We start from the raw sequence: 14,664 nt of genomic DNA, 5'->3' as shown, positions 1-14,664 counted from the left end.
TCAGATCATTCCCGCCATTTTCTCTAGCGCCGAAAGGCGCTGATCCGCGGTCGCCAGTTCCGCGTCGAAAGCCGCCATGCTTTCTTCGGTGTCGGTTGGTCCGCATTCGGCGGAATTGACCGACCAATAATGTTTGAAATTGCCCTCTGCGATGGCGAGGTCGATTGCGAATGGGGTCTTGGCGACCCATTTGCCCAGCGCTTCGTAGCGCGCATTGAGCGCATCATAGCGCGCCAGCTGGTCGACGTTCTCGGTGAACGGGCAAACCGGATTGAGCTTGGCATAGACTTCCAAAGCCTCTGCACGAAACGCCGCCCCGGCGATCGCTTCCTCTCGCCCATAGCTTGGCCCATCGCCTTCGAATGCAGAGCAGCCCGCGAGAGCCAACAGAACGATTGGAAACAGCTTTTTCATCCCAGGAGCCTCTCATTCACGATTTTTCCGCCTTGGGTCAGGCGCACGGCATCGCCGATTTCTTCATCGAGAACCGGTTTGCCCTGCTCTTCATCCCAAAAGGCGGAGAGGAAATTATAGAGGTTGCGCGCGAACAGCGCCGACGCGTCAGCCGCCAAAAGGCTGGGCGTGTTCGCAAAGCCGATGATTTTTACGCCATGTTTGACCACGATCTTGTCAGGCTCGCACCCTTCGACATTGCCGCCTTGCGGAGCAGCCAGATCGAAAATCACGCTGCCCGGTTTCATCGTGGCGATCTGCGCGTCCGAAATCAGCCGCGGTGCGGCTCTTCCGGGAATCAGCGCGGTCGTGATGACGATATCCTGTTTGGCGATGTGGCTGGAAACCAGTTCAGCCTGCGCCTTCTGGTATTCCTCGCTCATTTCGGTGGCATAGCCGCCGCTGCCTTCGCCTTCGATCCCGGCGACATCTTCGACAAAGATCGGTTTCGCGCCAAGCGACTGGATCTGTTCCTTGGTCGCGCTGCGCACATCGGTTGCGGACACCTGCGCGCCCAACCGCTTTGCCGTGGCAATCGCTTGCAGCCCGGCAACGCCCACGCCCATCACGAAACACCGCGCGGCCTGCACCGTGCCGGCAGCGGTCATCATCATCGGGAAAGCGCGGCCATATTCGTCAGCCGCGGAAATCACCGCCTTGTAACCTGCAAGGTTTGATTGGCTGGAAAGCACATCCATGCTTTGCGCGCGGGTGATGCGCGGCATAAATTCCATCGACAACGCTTCAAAGCCGCCTTTGGCATAGGCTTCGACACGGTCTTTATTGCCGAACGGATCAAATGTGGCGGCAATCCACGCGCCATTGGCGGCGCCTTTCAGCGCGGCAACATCGGGGGCTTGCACGCCCAGCACAATATCCGCGCCCTCGACCGCTTTTGCGGCGCTCGCGATGCTTGCACCCGCGCTTTCGAATTCAGCGTCAGAAATTGACGCCGTATCGCCTGCGCCCTTTTCGACCGTCACCGACGCGCCAAGCGCGACAAACTTTTTCACCGTTTCCGGCGTTACCGCGACGCGCGATTCGCCGTCGGCGCGTTCCTTCAGGGCTGCAATTTTCAAAATTGCGACCTTAGTTGGAGATCAATACGACAACGATCGCAGTTATGATTGCGATCACCGGAACGCTCCATTTCAGGCTGTTAATGAACCCGCCATAGGTTTTTTCCGCTGCTTTCATGTCATTTGCCGAAGCCATTACGCGTGTTCCCCACTTGGTTTTTCGATAATATTCGGGGCAATTCCCCCGTTCGCAGGCGGTCTATCGCGCAGATGCAGAGGCTTCAAGGCCTGAAAACCTATTCTTAGCCTTAATTAGACCTTTACTGATTTTCCCTATTCGAGACGCCTGTACCGCATTGGGACGATTTTGAGGGTTATGGCAGAGAGCGATTCACGCCTTTTGATGCTGATCGATGATGAGCCGGCGCAAAGCCGCCTTATCACTGCGCTCGCTGCGCGCGAGGGTTGGCGCACGCTTGTCGTGCAGGATTCCGAAACTGCCATTGCAACGCTTGGCACGCGCCAGGGCATGCAATGTTCGGCGATCATTCTCGATCAATGGGTTCCCGGCGATGATGCTTGCAGCCTGATCGAAGAGCTGAAGGCGCGCCGCCCGGCTATGCCGATCCTGATGTTGACCACCAGCGCCAGCCCGATGCTGGCAGTTGATGCGATGCGCGCCGGTGCAACCGATTATCTGGTCAAACCGGTCTCTCCCGACCGCCTGATGCAGGCCTTGCGCAGCGCAACCAAGCAGGAAGCGCCCAAGGACGAATTGCAGCCGCTGACCGAAAAAATGGTCGCCGCGCTCGATTTCGATGCGATGATCGGCAATTCGCCCGATTTCCGTTCGGCTCTGGCAAAGGCGGCCAAGGCTGCGCGCGGCCACGGCCCGGTCCTGATCGAAGGCGAAAGCGGCACCGGTAAAGAAATGCTGATGCGCGCGATGCAGGCAGCCAGCCCACGCGCGAAAAACCCGTTCCGCCTGATCAATGTCCGCAGCGTTGCTGCCAATTCGATCGAATCTGTGCTCTTCGGCCACGAACAAAACGCCTTTCCCGGCGCTTTCGACCGCCAGATCGGCGCTTTGCAGCATTGCGATGGTGGCACGATTATCCTCGACGAGATCGACCGGCTCGAAGAAGGTCTGCAAGCAAAACTGGCCGAGACACTCTCATCCGGGATTGTCCGCCCGATTGGCGCCAAGCACGGTTTCAAAATCGATGTCCGCGTGCTGTGCGCGAGCAACCTTCCGCTGTCGGATATGACCGATGGCAAGAACAGCATCGGTCACTTCCACCCCGATCTGCTGGCAGAAATCTCGCAGACAAAGATCACTCTACCCCCGCTGCGCGACCGGCAGGGCGATATTACCGCGCTGACACGGCATTTTCTGGGCCGGTTGGGCGACGAGCCCGGCTTGCGGCAGAAATCGATCAGCGACAGCGCGCTGCAACTTCTTTCCGCTTATGACTGGCCCGGCAATGTCCGCCAGTTGCAAGCGGTTCTGTTCCGCGCTGCGGTGTTTTGCGACAAGGAAACACTCACCGCCAGCAGCTTCCCGCAATTGTCGGAACTGCTTGGTGAAGTCGGCGAAGCGATCAACCCGATGCAGGAAGGTGTGGGCGTCATGCTCTACACACCCGACGGCAATCTGCGTCCGCTCGAGGAAATCGAGGCCGATGTTATCCGGCTCGCCATCGGGCATTATCGCGGCCGCATGACCGAAGTCGCCCGGCGGCTCGGCATTGGCCGCTCCACGCTGTACCGCAAGCTGGGCGATCTGGGCATCGACAACGCGGCGTAATTTCGCCCTGCTCCCTAGGCCGCGCAAAGACTTGCTGCTACGCGCTGCCCATGCAGAATGATCACGAGTTTTCAGGCAAGAGCATCCTTATAACCGGCGCCGCATCGGGCATCGGTGCCGCATGCGTGCAGTTTCTCGCGCAGCGCGGTGCAAGCCGGTTGATACTCACCGACATTGATCCGCGCGCTTTGGCCGCGCTCGATCTGCCCTGCGAAACATCGCGTATCGCGGGCGATGTGGCCGATCCCGCGCATTGGGAAGACGTGTCCGCGAGCCTTGGCGAGCTGGACCACGCGGTGCTGAATGCCGGCATAGCCGACGGGTCGCCAATTACCGAGCTCGATTTCGCCGATTGGAGGCGCGTTCTTTCAACCAATCTCGACGGGGCGTTTCTCTCGCTCGCAGCGGCAATGCGCGCGATCAAGGAAGGCGGCAGCATCGTCTTGACCGCCTCGGTTTCGGGCATGAAGGCAGAGCCGGGAACCGCCGCCTATGGCTGTTCGAAAGCGGGCGTTTTGCAGCTTGCCCGCGTGGCCGCAAAGGAAGCGGCGCCGCGCCGCGTCAGGGTCAATGCGATTGCGCCGGGCGGTGTTGATACCCCGATTTGGGACCAGACCCCGTTTTTCCAGGATCTTGTCACCGAACATGGCGGTGACCGGCAGGCCGCGCTCGATGCGATGGCGGCAATGGCGACGCCGCTGGGCCGTTATGCAACATCGGCCGAGATTGCCGGGCAAGTCGCCTTCCTGCTGTCCGATGCAGCGGCAACGATCACCGGAACCGCACTGGTCAGCGACGGCGGATATTCGCTTTAACTTAACCACGCCGTCACAACTTCTTAGCACTTTCGCGATATGTTGGCGCAATGGAACAGGACGAGTTTCAAAAGGCATGCGACCAGTTTTCGAGCGTCGTTGACGAGGCGCAGTTCGAGCGATTCCGCTGGGACCGCGACGAGGCGCCCAAACTCGCGCGTCTGGTCGAAATGGTCAAAGCCGCATTCGAAGGTCGCCGCGATTTCGAATTGGCCGAAGAAGGCTCGACCAGCGATTTCAAACAATATGTCCTCAAAGTCCACGGCATGCGGACAGTCGCGATTGCGTTCATGCTCAAGGATGGCCGCGCGGTTTTTGCGTCCGACACTGTCGAGCGTAGTTCCTATACAATCGCTTCAGGCGATCCGATCGCGACCGATTATGACAATGTTGACGAGCAATGGATTTCCGACACGCTCAAGATATTGATCGGACGCATTCGTACGCCGGCCGCCGCGCCGCAGAGCGCTAGCCAACCGGAAGATCAGCCCCAAGGTCACTAAAATCCGTGAGCGCCGCGTCGCGCATCCCGCGCCACACATTGCGCGCCTGAACCGCGGGCTGAACATCATGCACACGGTGCAGTTGCACACCTGCATTCATCCCCGCAACGGCCAGCGCGATACTGCCGCCAAGACGCTGGTCCGCCGGCACTTCATTCGATAGCGCGCCAATCATCCGCTTGCGGCTTGTGCCCAGCAGCAGCGGCTGACCCAGCGCATGAAACAGCGGCAGCGCATTCATCAGTGCAAGATTTTCGCCCAGCGATTTGCCGAAGCCGATACCCGGATCGAGAATGATATTTGCGCGCGCGATACCAGCATCAATCGCCGCATCGCGCCGCGCCTTTAGCCAGTCAAACACATCGAACACCACGTTCGAATAGTTTGCATTGCCATGCAAATCCTCTCCTTCGCCGGGTGCATGCATCAAGATGACCGGGCATCCGCGCGCCGCCATCAGTTCCAGACTGCGCGGATCATGCCGCAAAGCCGAAACGTCATTGATGATATGCGCCCCTGCATCGAGCGCCGCTTCCATCACCGCAGGGCGGCGCGTGTCGACGCTGATCGCCGCGCCCATGGCAGCGCAATATTCAACCGCGGGGACAACCCGCTCAAGCTCGTCGCCTTCCCATGTCGCGGGCGCACCCGGCCGCGTGCTTTCGCCGCCAATATCGACCAGCGCCGCCCCCGCTTCCAGCATGGCAGCCGAATGCGCGCGGCCCGCATCGGGATCGTCAAGAAAATCACCACCATCGGAGAAACTGTCGGGCGTGACATTGAGAATGCCCATCACCTGTGGCTGATCGAGAGCAATCGTTCGGTCGCCCAATTGTAGGGGCGCATGCGTGGCTGAAAGCGCCGCCCATTGCGCGTGCGCTTCTTCTGTTACGCTATCCGGCAACGCGCCAAGCGCTTCTTCGACACCCTTGGGCGAGAACACCTGCCGCTCAACCACTTCGCCATCGCGGCGCAGCACGGCAGCAAAACGATGCGCATAGACCATCCCGCCCGCCAGCCGGATTGTGTCCCCACCCTCGCTTTGCGGGCCCGGCGTCAGGCCGATGGGGCGAATGTAGATACTTTCAGACATAGCGTTTCAATCACCATCCCCGTCATTCCCGCGAAAGCGGGAATCCAGAGTATCCCGCACCGCCTGACCATCCTGGATTCCCGCTTTCGCGGGAATGACGAACGATGTTCCGTTCAATCTAGCAATCATGCAGCTATTCCCCGCGATGTGAATGATAGACATGGACCACATGGACCACTGTCCAAAGAGAAATAACCCGGGAGGGTTGCAAAACCGATTTTGCACGGCGGAAGATGGTGATTTGCAGTCATTCCTCACGCCTAGCTGGTTACGGCAATGTAGGACAGATTGCGCGGCAATTTATCGTCACCCGGCTGGCGCAGCCGAGGCAGAGCCTATTCACCGCGATCAACGGTTACGCGGGCGATGTGGTTGGTTCCGCTTTGGTGGATCAGCAAGGATTTGCCATCGCGCGATGTGCGCATGTGGCGCAAAATGCCGGCATAAACAGGGCCGGACGGTATCGGCCAGCTTTGGAAAGTCTCGCTATCCGGATCGAAGCGGACGAGCATGTCGGGGCGCACACCGCTTTCATTGTACCAGATCGCGCCGTCAAACACGGCAATCGCATAGGGGTGCGACTTGGGCCCGCTGGGCGAATCCCATTCGGTGATTTCGCCGCTTTCGGGATCATAGCGGCCCAGGCCGCCGAGGCCCGAATTGACCCACCAGATTATCCCGTCCTGATCGATGTCGAGCCGCCGCACCGTTGTCTTGTCCCGCGGCAGCGTGATTTCGGTGACCTCCATCGTTTCGGGATCGACCCGCAACAGGCAATTGGCCCCATTGCACGCCACCCAGATGGTTCCGTCAGCGGCGATTTTCACGCCATAGGGCCGCGAGTTTTCGCGCGGGCTGGCAGCGAGCTTTACCTCGCCCGTCGCCGGATCGAGCCGGCCGATCATATTGCTGCCCTGCAAGCTGAACCATAGGATGCCCTTGGCGTCGAATTCCGCCGTATGCGGATCGCGCGCTGCCGGATCGGGCATCGGATATTCGGTGATCTGCCCCGTCGCCGGATCGACTTTGCCCATCGTTGCGTTGCGATTGCCAGTATACCACGCGAAGCCCTTCGGCCCGATATTCACCGAGTGTGGTTTCGCCCCCCTTGGCAGACGGATTTCGTCCATCTTGCCCGTGCGCGGATCGATCCGGCCAAGAATATCGCCCCATTGGCCGACCCACCAGATATTGCCCGCCGCATCCTCAACCGGATCGCGCGATCGCTGCCCCAATGTCGGCACTTGCCACTGCTCGAAACGGATTTTGAGCGGGCCCGGCACCGGTGTAGCCGCGCGGTTTGCGCTGGGCGGAAAATTGGCCGCAAGGTAATCGAGAATTGCGTTTTCGGTGTCCGGATTGTTCGACAGATCGATCATCGTCGAGGCAAGAAACTGCCAATCCTCGCGCGTATAGCCAGAGCTCCGTTCGATCACGCTAGTCCGGTGGCAGGAACTGCACACCCCCTCGACCAGAGCTTTGCCCTCGCCTTCGGGCAGCGCCTGCGCCGAAGCGGGCAGCATCAATGCGGCAATGGAAATGGCTATGCTAAAGGCTCTGGTCGGCATGGTTGGACGCTCGCAAGTGGCTTTGTCGTTACGCAACCATGCGATAATGCCGTGTTGCTTTCAAATTGCCAAGCGGCGGCGGCTTGATTTCAATCCTCAACCGCCAGCAGATAATCCTGCCGCGCGGCATCGATCGGCTTCACATCTCCATCGACTTCATAGTGCCAGAAGGTCCAGCCGTTGCAGCTGGGCGCGCCTTGCAGCTCTTTGCCCAAACCGTGGATCGAGCCGACTTGCTTGCCATGCGTTACCGAACCATCGGCGCGGACTTCGGCGATCCAGCGGCGTTTCTTGTCGAAAATCTGCGTACCCGGCTTGATATAGCCGTTTTCGACCAGCGCGCCGAAGGCCACTTTGGGCGCATCGCGTTTGCTTTGCATGGTCTGCAGCGCGCTTTCATCGAGCGGCAGTTCTTTTGCGATCCGCTTGAGCGCGGCTTCGGTATAGACGCCTTCGCGTTCGCAGCCGATCCATTCGCGGCCCAGACGTTTGGCCACCGCGCCGGTGGTGCCGGTGCCGAAAAACGGGTCGAGCACGACGTCGCCTTTCTCTGTGGTGGCCAGCATCACGCGGTATAGCAGCGCTTCGGGCTTCTGCGTCGGGTGCACTTTGGTGCCGCGTTCTTTCAAACGCTCTCCTCCGCCACAAATCGGCAGCACCCAGTCGCTGCGCATTTGCAATTCGTCATTGAGCGTTTTCATCGCGCGGTAATTGAAGTGGTATTTCGCCTTTTCACCCTGGCTCGCCCAGATCAGCGTTTCATGCGCGTTGGTGAAGCGGGTGCCGCGGAAATTGGGCATCGGGTTCGATTTGCGCCACACGACATCGTTCAAAATCCAGAAGCCCAGATCCTGCAAAATCGCGCCGACGCGGAAGATGTTGTGATAGCTGCCGATCACCCATAGCCCGCCATCAGGCTTGAGGATGCGCTTGGCCTCGGTCAGCCAGTCGCGGGTAAAATCGTCATAGATCTTGAAGCTGTCGAACTGGTCCCAATCATCGGTCACCGCATCGACCTGGCTGCCATCAGGGCGGTTGAGATCGCCGCCAAGCTGGAGGTTATAGGGCGGGTCTGCAAACACCAGATCGATGCTGGCATCGGGCAGCGCGCGCATCGATTCAATGCAGTCGCCAGACAGAATTTGCCCGAGCGGCAAATCAGCCTTGGCGACTTCTGTTTTCTTCGCCGTTTTCTTTGCGCGTGTTTTCGTGTTCGCGCGTTTCAGCAAGGTCTCCTGGACCCCCATATGCTTTCCCCCGATTCAACTTATCCACAGGGTGAGTCCAAGCGGACTCCACGTCAAGCAAAGAGTTGTCGCACAACATGGTTAACAGGCCGATAACCATGCCGGAACCAAGAGAGAACGAAAAGAGTCCCCCACAACATGTTGAGTCTATGCAGTTTTGCAGACTCGATATGGTGGGGTGTTGCGCGAAAGACTCGGTCGCCGTTTTATGTCAGCAAAAGAACATTGAAAGCGGCGAAGCCTGCCAATAACAGCGCGCCCATCGCGCGATTGATGCGATGCGCGAACCAGCAGAGCAGCAGGATCATCAGCGCGGTTGCGATCACCAGCGGCCATTCCACATCGAGCAGTTCAACCGGAATCGGTCGCGCGGAAATTGCCATGGTCACGCCGCCAATAAGCAGCAGATTATAGATGTTTGAACCGACAACATTGCCCAGCGCCAGCCCCGGCTTCCCGCGCAAAGCGGCAGCCACCGATGCGGCCAGTTCGGGCAGCGATGTTCCCACCGCAACCACGGTCAGGCCGATCACCGTTTCGCTGACACCGGCCAGCGTGGCGAGGTCGATTGCGCCATCGACCAGCAGTTTTCCCCCGATCACCAATGCGGCAACGCCGAGGATAAAATAGACCAAAGAGCGGGATAGCGGGGGAACCTCCAGCTCTTCCTCATCGGCGGGGCGCGGATGGGTGTATCGCCAGATGATATAGACAGTCAGCGCGGCGAGCAGCGCGGCGCCGATCCATGGCGATCCCAATTGCCACCAGGCGATGGCAAAAAGCGCGGCAGAGGCGGACAGTCCGACCACCGCATCGCGCCGCCCGGTACCGGTCAGGACAATCGGCGCGACCAAAGCCGTCGCGCCCAGGATCAGCAGCGAATTGGCAATGTTCGATCCGGCGATATTGCCCCATGCAATCTCTGGCGAACCGGCGGCGACGGCCTGCACGCTTGCGACCATTTCGGGCATTGACGTTGCCGCACCGACGATCACCAATCCGGTAACGAGATTGGAAATGCCCATCCGCTGGGCAAGACCCACGCTGCCGCGGACCAGCCACTCACCGCCAAGCCCGAGCCCGATCAGCCCGGCGAAAATCATCAAAATTGCTGTGGTCATTGCGCTCTCAAATCAGATTTAATTGCGCAACCGGCGCAAAGCTTTTGCGGTGATGTGGGGTTGCGCCGTATTGGTGCAAGGCGTCCATATGTTCTCTCGTGCCGTAACCCTTGTTGCGGCTCCAGCCATATTGCGGAAACTCCTCAGCCGCGGCCAGCATCATCCGGTCGCGCCATTCCTTCGCGACAATCGACGCTGCCGAGATGACCGGCTCCAGCGCGTCCCCTCCGACAATGGGCGTGCCCTGCCCCCATTCCGCCTTGCGCCAATGATCGCAGCGTCCGGCGGGGCTGAGATTGCCGTCGATCAGCACCGCGTCAGGCTTGCCGCCCAGCAGCTCGCAAATCCCCGCCACCGCCTTTGTCATCGCCAGCATTGTCGCGCCGAGAATATTGAGCGCGTCAATCTCCTCCACATCGACCACCCCCACAGCCCATGCGCAGTGCTGGCGCACCGCAAGATCGAGCTGCGCACGTCGTTTGACGGATAGTTTCTTCGAATCGTCGAGCGCCCCGTCGAGTTCAGGCGGGAGCGGCTTGCAAAGCACCACAGCGCCCGCCACAACGGGCCCCGCAAGCGGGCCACGCCCTGCCTCATCAACGCCGATTACATATTGTTCGGCACAAAAATCATTTCCGGGAGTTCCAGCTACCATGATGATCTCGAAAAAATCGCTCGTCGCCCTTACCTTCTCACCCGCGGCTTTGTTTGTCGCAAGCTGCAGCATGGCCGCAACCGTGGACAGCGAGGCCGCGCCGGTCGCAACTGCCGAAGGGGCAGAGGTGGTTGGCCCGTTCTCCGTCACCGAGCATGGCGGTTACAACGAACCATGGGCCGCAGCGGTCGAGCCGGGAACGGGCAATGTTTTCATCACCGAGAAATCGGGAACGCTCAAAGTGTTCCATGTCGCCTCTGGCAAGATCAGCACCGTGCCCGGCACACCCGAAGTGGATTATGGCGGCCAAGGCGGATTCGGCGATGTCGCCTTCGCGCCCGATTATGAAACCAGCAAGGCAATTTACCTGAGCTGGGCCGAAGCTGGCGATGGTGACACGCGCGGCGCAGTGGTCGGTCGAGGAACGGTCTCCTGCTCAGGAGATGTCAGCTGCACCATCGATGATCTTACGGTCATCTGGCGGCAATCGCCCAAGACCGACGGGCGCGGCCATTACGGGCACCGGATCGTCTTTTCTCCCGATGGCGAATTGATGTTCGTTGCCTCCAGCGACCGGCAGAAAATGCAACCGGCGCAGGATAATTCCAATAATGTCGGCACCATTGTCCGGCTCAATCTCGATGGCACGCCCGCCGCTGGCAATCCGATGGCAGATGAAGGCGGCCTCACCAGCGAGATCTGGTCCTATGGCCACCGCAATATTCTGGGCATGGATTTCGATGCGGCCGGCAATCTGTGGGATATGGAACACGGCCCCGCTGGCGGAGACGAGCTGAATTTCGTCAAGGCCGGTGCCAATTATGGCTGGCCGATCGTTTCGGACGGCAATCATTATCGCGGGGAAAAGATTCCCAACAATGACACCCGGCCCGATCTTGCCCAATCGGCAATTACCTGGACGCCGGTCATCGCGCCGGGCGACATGATGTTCTATCGCGGCGACCTGTTCGAAGGTTGGAAAGGCACCGCCCTGATCGCCGGTCTCAAGAGCCAGGGCCTCGTCCATGTCGCGGTCAATGGCGAAGAAGCGACAGAGAATGCGCGTTATGACTTTGGCGCGCGGATCCGTTCGGTGGCAGAAGCCGCCGATGGCGCGATCTGGGTTCTGGAAGACGGTGAAGGCGGGCGCTTGCTGCGGCTGACACCGGCCAGCTAAGGGGCGCTGCCTCCGAAGCTAAAACTGGCCGCACCCTAGGCGAAATTGATCGACAGCGCCCACAGCGCGTCCTATCGGCTCGCGCGCAATGCCCACACTCATTCCCCTTGCCAATGTCGATGCCGATCTGGTCGAGCAATTGCTCGACCGCGCTTTCGGCGACGGGCGGCAGGCGCGCACCGCCTATCGCATCCGCGAAGGGGCCCAGTGGCTGGAGGCATTGAGCTTTGCCGCGCTCGATGATGACGATTATCTGGCGGGCACAATCCAGCTGTGGCCGGTCGCGCTGACCGATCCCGACGGCCGCAATCATCCGCTGATCATGGTCGGCCCGGTTGCCGTCCTCCCCGAAAAGCAAAGCGAAGGATACGGCAAGGCGTTGATGCTTGCCGCGCTCGGCGCGATCGATGCTGGCGCAGCTCTGCCGCAGGTAATGATTGGTGATCCGGAATATTACGGGCGCTTTTTCGGCTTTACCGCAGGTCCGACACAAGCCTGGCATTGCCCAGGCCCGTTCGAGCGCGAAAGGCTGCTGGTCCGCTGCGACAATCCCGCGATTTTGCCCGAAGAGGGAATGCTGGGCCCCTGGCCCGCCGCGCTTGCACCCTGATCATATCCAATGCGCCGGGGCAGGAATGACACCGGCGATGTTGAGTGAAAGGGCACTATCTGCCATCGCAGCAGCCAATGCCCTACACACCCCCACCCGAACTTGCGGACCTGTCGCTTGCCGAAATTGGCGAGCAAGTCTCACAGCGCAAACTGCCCCCTGTCGAACAGTGGAACCCGCAAAATAGCGGCGACAGCCTGATGCGGATTGCCGCCGATGGAACATGGTTTCACGACGGCGGCGAAATCACCCGGCCGGCAATGGTGCGCGCCTTTGCCAGCCTGCTGGTGCGCGATGCGGACGGCACGTATTGGCTGGTCACACCGTTCCAGAAACTGTCGATCGAAATCGAAGACGCGCCCTTTATTGCAACCGATGTTGCCCAGCGCGATGGCGGTCTGGCCTTCCGCCTTAATACTGACGAATTGGTGGTCGCAGGCGCGCAAAACCCGCTGATCGCACGCGGCGATGCCGATACGCCCGCGCTTTATCTGACCGTCAGGCGCGGCTGCGAAGCCCGGCTCAATCGCAGTACCTACCAACAATTGGCCGATATCGCCCTGGCATCGGGCTCTGACTGGACCGTTGCCAGCGGCGGCGCGTCATTTTCGCTGTTGCCTGCATGAGCGCGCTGTTTGATCGGCTGTCCGATCTGTTCGAGAAAGGGCATCGGGAAGAGCTGACCGACCTGCTGACCGACAAACGGTTTGCCGATGCGCAGCGGACCGCCGATGCCGCCGTGCTGATCGCGGTGACCGACCGCGAAGAGCCCGGCATTATCCTGACCCAACGCCCGACCACGATGCGCGACCATCCGGGGCAAGTCGCCTTTCCCGGCGGCAAGCTGGATCAAGGCGAAACCGCGATCGAGGCCGCTCTGCGCGAGGCGGAGGAAGAACTTTCGCTGGACCGCGAGCATGTCCGCCTGATCGGCACAACCGACAAATACCAGACCGGCACCGGCTTCGAGATTACACCGGTTCTGGGGGTTGTCCCGCCCGATCTCGATCTGGTCCCGCATCCGCGCGAGGTCGAGGCATGGTTCGAAGTCCCGCTGGCGCAAGTGTTCACACCCACCAACTGGACCGAACAGGAGGTTTTCTGGCGCGGTGATATGCGCCATTATCTGGAGATGCATTGGGACGGGTTCAGGATATGGGGCGTAACCGCGGCGATCATCGCCAATCTTTCGCGGCGGATCGCGATGGAAGAGCTGCTGCCATGATCCCCAATTGCGTTGGCCCCAAGCTTGTCGAAGGGGCGCATTTTCTTCTAGCATGGCCGCTCAAGTAAAAGCGGCCCTTCGGAGCCGAAGACGGCGCTAAGCGCCACTGGCTCTGGGCAAACGGGTTCTATGATGGCCGAATTACCGCAAGCAGAATGGACCAAGCGCGACGATCTGGCGCAGCTCGTCAGAACGCTCGGCGCGGACAATATCCGCTGGGTCGGCGGCGCGGTGCGCGACACGCTGCTGGGGCATGCGGTGGAAGACATTGACGCGGCAACCCCGCTGACGCCCGATATCGTGATTGACCGGCTGAAAGATGCGGGCATCACCAGCGTCCCGACCGGCATTGACCACGGCACGATCACCGCGGTTCTGCGCGGCGGACATGTGGAAATCACCACGCTGCGAAAGGATATCTCGACCGACGGACGCCGCGCGACAATCGCTTTTGCAAGCGAATGGCGCGACGACGCCGCCAGAAGAGATTTCACAATCAATGCGCTTTACGCGCATCCGGAGACTCGGGAAATCTCCGATTATTTCGGCGGGCAGGAGGACTTAAAAACGCGCCGTATCCGCTTTATCGGCGATGCGCGTGAAAGAATTCGCGAGGACCACCTACGTATCCTTCGCTATTTCCGGTTTCAGGCGCGATTTGGCGCCGAACTGGATCAGGAAGCGGAAGATGCCTGCTCTGAAATGGCCGAGACGCTCAAAGGATTGAGCCGAGAGCGTGTGGCCAAGGAATTGCTTTCGCTGCTGGGCCTCGCCGATCCGCATGCAACCGTCGCCCGCATGCGCGAGCGCGGTGTCTTGCAAGTGATTTTGCCCGAAGCAGGCACCCATGAGATTGACGCTCTGCGCAAGCTGATCGCGGCCGAATTGGCAGAATCTGTCGCGCCCGATCCGGTGCGCAGGCTTTCGGCATTGCTGCCCGCCCTTCCGCCGGTTGCGGAAACGGTTGCCTCGCGCCTGCGCTTGTCACGTGCGCAGCGCGAACGGCTGAGCTGTGTTGCGGCGCGGTTGCCGGCGGATAAGGACAAGGCGAGAGCGCTTGCCTTCCAGCATGGCCGCGAATGCGCGGTGGACCGGATCCTGCTGGCCGGCGGAACGGTGGACCAGCTTGACGGATGGGACATTCCGCAATTGCCGCTCAAAGGCGGAGAGATCGTTGCCAAAGGGGTCGGTGCGGGCCCGGAAGTTGCGCGCATTCTGCACGCCGTCCAGAGCCGCTGGGTGAGCGAGAGCTTTCCTGACAGGGACCGCGTGCTGGCGATTCTGGACGAGGAACTGGATGCGCAAGAACGGCGCGGCGCGTAATTTCATTGCCAAATTGGCCTGCGCTACCTACATGGCCTGCAACGTCCG

The 14,664-nt window shown here is 60.4% G+C and carries 16 protein-coding genes; 8 read left to right on the top strand and 8 right to left on the bottom strand.

Going from position 1 to position 14,664, the window contains the following annotated elements:
• The 3 genes from GRI41_RS02295 to GRI41_RS02285 are packed head-to-tail and all read right to left on the bottom strand — an operon-like array spanning position 1 to position 1,668.
• Positions 1 to 414: a hypothetical protein gene (locus tag GRI41_RS02295; protein ID WP_160603043.1), complete on the bottom strand. Its 414-nt coding sequence runs from the start codon at positions 412 to 414 to the stop codon at positions 1 to 3.
• Positions 411 to 1,532, bottom strand: a complete 1,122-nt coding sequence (locus tag GRI41_RS02290; protein WP_160603041.1) for an NAD(P) transhydrogenase subunit alpha — start codon at positions 1,530 to 1,532, stop codon at positions 411 to 413. Before GRI41_RS02290 ends, GRI41_RS02295 begins: the two co-directional genes overlap by 4 nt.
• Positions 1,533 to 1,542: 10 nt before the next feature.
• Positions 1,543 to 1,668 carry an aa3-type cytochrome c oxidase subunit IV gene (locus GRI41_RS02285; protein WP_160603039.1) on the bottom strand — a complete coding sequence of 42 codons (126 nt, stop codon included), beginning with the start codon at positions 1,666 to 1,668 and terminating at the stop codon, positions 1,543 to 1,545.
• A gap of 180 nt (positions 1,669 to 1,848) precedes the next feature.
• On the opposite strand from GRI41_RS02285, the gene GRI41_RS02280 reads away from it, so the two are divergent.
• The 3 genes from GRI41_RS02280 to GRI41_RS02270 are packed head-to-tail and all read left to right on the top strand — an operon-like array spanning position 1,849 to position 4,597.
• A complete protein-coding gene (locus GRI41_RS02280; protein WP_160603037.1) occupies positions 1,849 to 3,279 on the top strand; it encodes a sigma-54-dependent transcriptional regulator in 1,431 nt (476 codons plus the stop codon).
• A gap of 50 nt (positions 3,280 to 3,329) precedes the next feature.
• The gene (locus GRI41_RS02275; protein ID WP_160603035.1) at positions 3,330 to 4,094 is read left to right on the top strand and encodes an SDR family NAD(P)-dependent oxidoreductase; all 765 of its coding nucleotides are present in this window, start codon (positions 3,330 to 3,332) and stop codon (positions 4,092 to 4,094) included.
• 50 nt (positions 4,095 to 4,144) lie between these two features.
• The gene (locus tag GRI41_RS02270; protein WP_160603034.1) at positions 4,145 to 4,597 is read left to right on the top strand and encodes a hypothetical protein; all 453 of its coding nucleotides are present in this window, start codon (positions 4,145 to 4,147) and stop codon (positions 4,595 to 4,597) included.
• On the opposite strand, the gene folP is transcribed toward GRI41_RS02270, so the two are convergent.
• The 5 genes from folP to GRI41_RS02245 all read right to left on the bottom strand — a co-directional run bounded on the left by folP (position 4,563) and on the right by GRI41_RS02245 (position 10,281).
• Complete coding sequence (gene folP, locus GRI41_RS02265) at positions 4,563 to 5,690, bottom strand: dihydropteroate synthase (protein WP_160603032.1); 1,128 nt, start codon at positions 5,688 to 5,690, stop codon at positions 4,563 to 4,565. The genes GRI41_RS02270 and folP overlap by 35 nt on opposite strands.
• Positions 5,691 to 6,025: 335 nt before the next feature.
• Entirely contained in the window at positions 6,026 to 7,258 is a 1,233-nt protein-coding gene (locus GRI41_RS02260) for a Vgb family protein (RefSeq protein WP_202388634.1), read from the bottom strand.
• Between the two features lie 89 nt (positions 7,259 to 7,347).
• Positions 7,348 to 8,505, bottom strand: coding sequence for a site-specific DNA-methyltransferase (locus GRI41_RS02255; protein WP_160603030.1), 1,158 nt, complete (start codon positions 8,503 to 8,505; stop codon positions 7,348 to 7,350).
• A gap of 206 nt (positions 8,506 to 8,711) precedes the next feature.
• Complete coding sequence (locus GRI41_RS02250; RefSeq protein ID WP_160603028.1) at positions 8,712 to 9,626, bottom strand: calcium/sodium antiporter; 915 nt, start codon at positions 9,624 to 9,626, stop codon at positions 8,712 to 8,714.
• A 7-nt stretch (positions 9,627 to 9,633) separates the two neighbouring features.
• On the bottom strand, positions 9,634 to 10,281 hold the full coding sequence (locus tag GRI41_RS02245; RefSeq protein ID WP_160603025.1) for a ribonuclease HII: 648 nt from the start codon (positions 10,279 to 10,281) through the stop codon (positions 9,634 to 9,636).
• Between GRI41_RS02245 and GRI41_RS02240 the strand changes: the two genes are divergently transcribed.
• From GRI41_RS02240 to GRI41_RS02220, 5 genes are all read left to right on the top strand, one after another.
• The gene (locus tag GRI41_RS02240) at positions 10,280 to 11,458 is read left to right on the top strand and encodes a PQQ-dependent sugar dehydrogenase (RefSeq protein ID WP_328600498.1); all 1,179 of its coding nucleotides are present in this window, start codon (positions 10,280 to 10,282) and stop codon (positions 11,456 to 11,458) included. The two genes, GRI41_RS02245 and GRI41_RS02240, sit on opposite strands and share 2 nt — an antisense overlap.
• Positions 11,459 to 11,546: 88 nt before the next feature.
• Positions 11,547 to 12,068, top strand: a complete 522-nt coding sequence (locus GRI41_RS02235) for a GNAT family N-acetyltransferase (RefSeq protein ID WP_160603023.1) — start codon at positions 11,547 to 11,549, stop codon at positions 12,066 to 12,068.
• A gap of 77 nt (positions 12,069 to 12,145) precedes the next feature.
• The gene (locus tag GRI41_RS02230) at positions 12,146 to 12,694 is read left to right on the top strand and encodes a DUF1285 domain-containing protein (RefSeq protein ID WP_160604580.1); all 549 of its coding nucleotides are present in this window, start codon (positions 12,146 to 12,148) and stop codon (positions 12,692 to 12,694) included.
• Complete coding sequence (locus GRI41_RS02225) at positions 12,691 to 13,293, top strand: CoA pyrophosphatase (RefSeq protein WP_160603022.1); 603 nt, start codon at positions 12,691 to 12,693, stop codon at positions 13,291 to 13,293. The genes GRI41_RS02230 and GRI41_RS02225 overlap by 4 nt, the downstream gene beginning before the upstream one ends.
• Positions 13,294 to 13,425: 132 nt before the next feature.
• Positions 13,426 to 14,616 carry a CCA tRNA nucleotidyltransferase gene (locus tag GRI41_RS02220; RefSeq protein WP_160604579.1) on the top strand — a complete coding sequence of 397 codons (1,191 nt, stop codon included), beginning with the start codon at positions 13,426 to 13,428 and terminating at the stop codon, positions 14,614 to 14,616.
• Positions 14,617 to 14,664: the final 48 nt, after the last annotated feature.

Source organism: Pontixanthobacter aquaemixtae (genome assembly GCF_009827395.1).
Classification (GTDB): domain Bacteria; phylum Pseudomonadota; class Alphaproteobacteria; order Sphingomonadales; family Sphingomonadaceae; genus Pontixanthobacter; species Pontixanthobacter aquaemixtae.
Note: the sequence above shows the minus strand (reverse complement) of the source record. Positions and strands in the feature narration are given on the sequence as shown.

What these genes read in the sequence shown, in the direction of transcription:
- GRI41_RS02285 (WP_160603039.1), bottom strand. Translation starts at nt 1,668, where the DNA reads ATGGCTTCGGCAAATGACATGAAAGCAGCGGAAAAAACCTATGGCGGG.
- GRI41_RS02280 (WP_160603037.1), top strand. Translation starts at nt 1,849, where the DNA reads ATGGCAGAGAGCGATTCACGCCTTTTGATGCTGATCGATGATGAGCCG.
- GRI41_RS02260 (WP_202388634.1), bottom strand. Translation starts at nt 7,258, where the DNA reads ATGCCGACCAGAGCCTTTAGCATAGCCATTTCCATTGCCGCATTGATG.
- GRI41_RS02275 (WP_160603035.1), top strand. Translation starts at nt 3,330, where the DNA reads ATGCAGAATGATCACGAGTTTTCAGGCAAGAGCATCCTTATAACCGGC.
- GRI41_RS02270 (WP_160603034.1), top strand. Translation starts at nt 4,145, where the DNA reads ATGGAACAGGACGAGTTTCAAAAGGCATGCGACCAGTTTTCGAGCGTC.
- folP (WP_160603032.1), bottom strand. Translation starts at nt 5,690, where the DNA reads ATGTCTGAAAGTATCTACATTCGCCCCATCGGCCTGACGCCGGGCCCG.
- GRI41_RS02255 (WP_160603030.1), bottom strand. Translation starts at nt 8,505, where the DNA reads ATGGGGGTCCAGGAGACCTTGCTGAAACGCGCGAACACGAAAACACGC.
- GRI41_RS02220 (WP_160604579.1), top strand. Translation starts at nt 13,426, where the DNA reads ATGGCCGAATTACCGCAAGCAGAATGGACCAAGCGCGACGATCTGGCG.
- GRI41_RS02225 (WP_160603022.1), top strand. Translation starts at nt 12,691, where the DNA reads ATGAGCGCGCTGTTTGATCGGCTGTCCGATCTGTTCGAGAAAGGGCAT.
- GRI41_RS02235 (WP_160603023.1), top strand. Translation starts at nt 11,547, where the DNA reads ATGCCCACACTCATTCCCCTTGCCAATGTCGATGCCGATCTGGTCGAG.
- GRI41_RS02250 (WP_160603028.1), bottom strand. Translation starts at nt 9,626, where the DNA reads ATGACCACAGCAATTTTGATGATTTTCGCCGGGCTGATCGGGCTCGGG.
- GRI41_RS02240 (WP_328600498.1), top strand. Translation starts at nt 10,280, where the DNA reads ATGATGATCTCGAAAAAATCGCTCGTCGCCCTTACCTTCTCACCCGCG.
- GRI41_RS02230 (WP_160604580.1), top strand. Translation starts at nt 12,146, where the DNA reads ATGCCCTACACACCCCCACCCGAACTTGCGGACCTGTCGCTTGCCGAA.
- GRI41_RS02245 (WP_160603025.1), bottom strand. Translation starts at nt 10,281, where the DNA reads ATGGTAGCTGGAACTCCCGGAAATGATTTTTGTGCCGAACAATATGTA.
- GRI41_RS02295 (WP_160603043.1), bottom strand. Translation starts at nt 414, where the DNA reads ATGAAAAAGCTGTTTCCAATCGTTCTGTTGGCTCTCGCGGGCTGCTCT.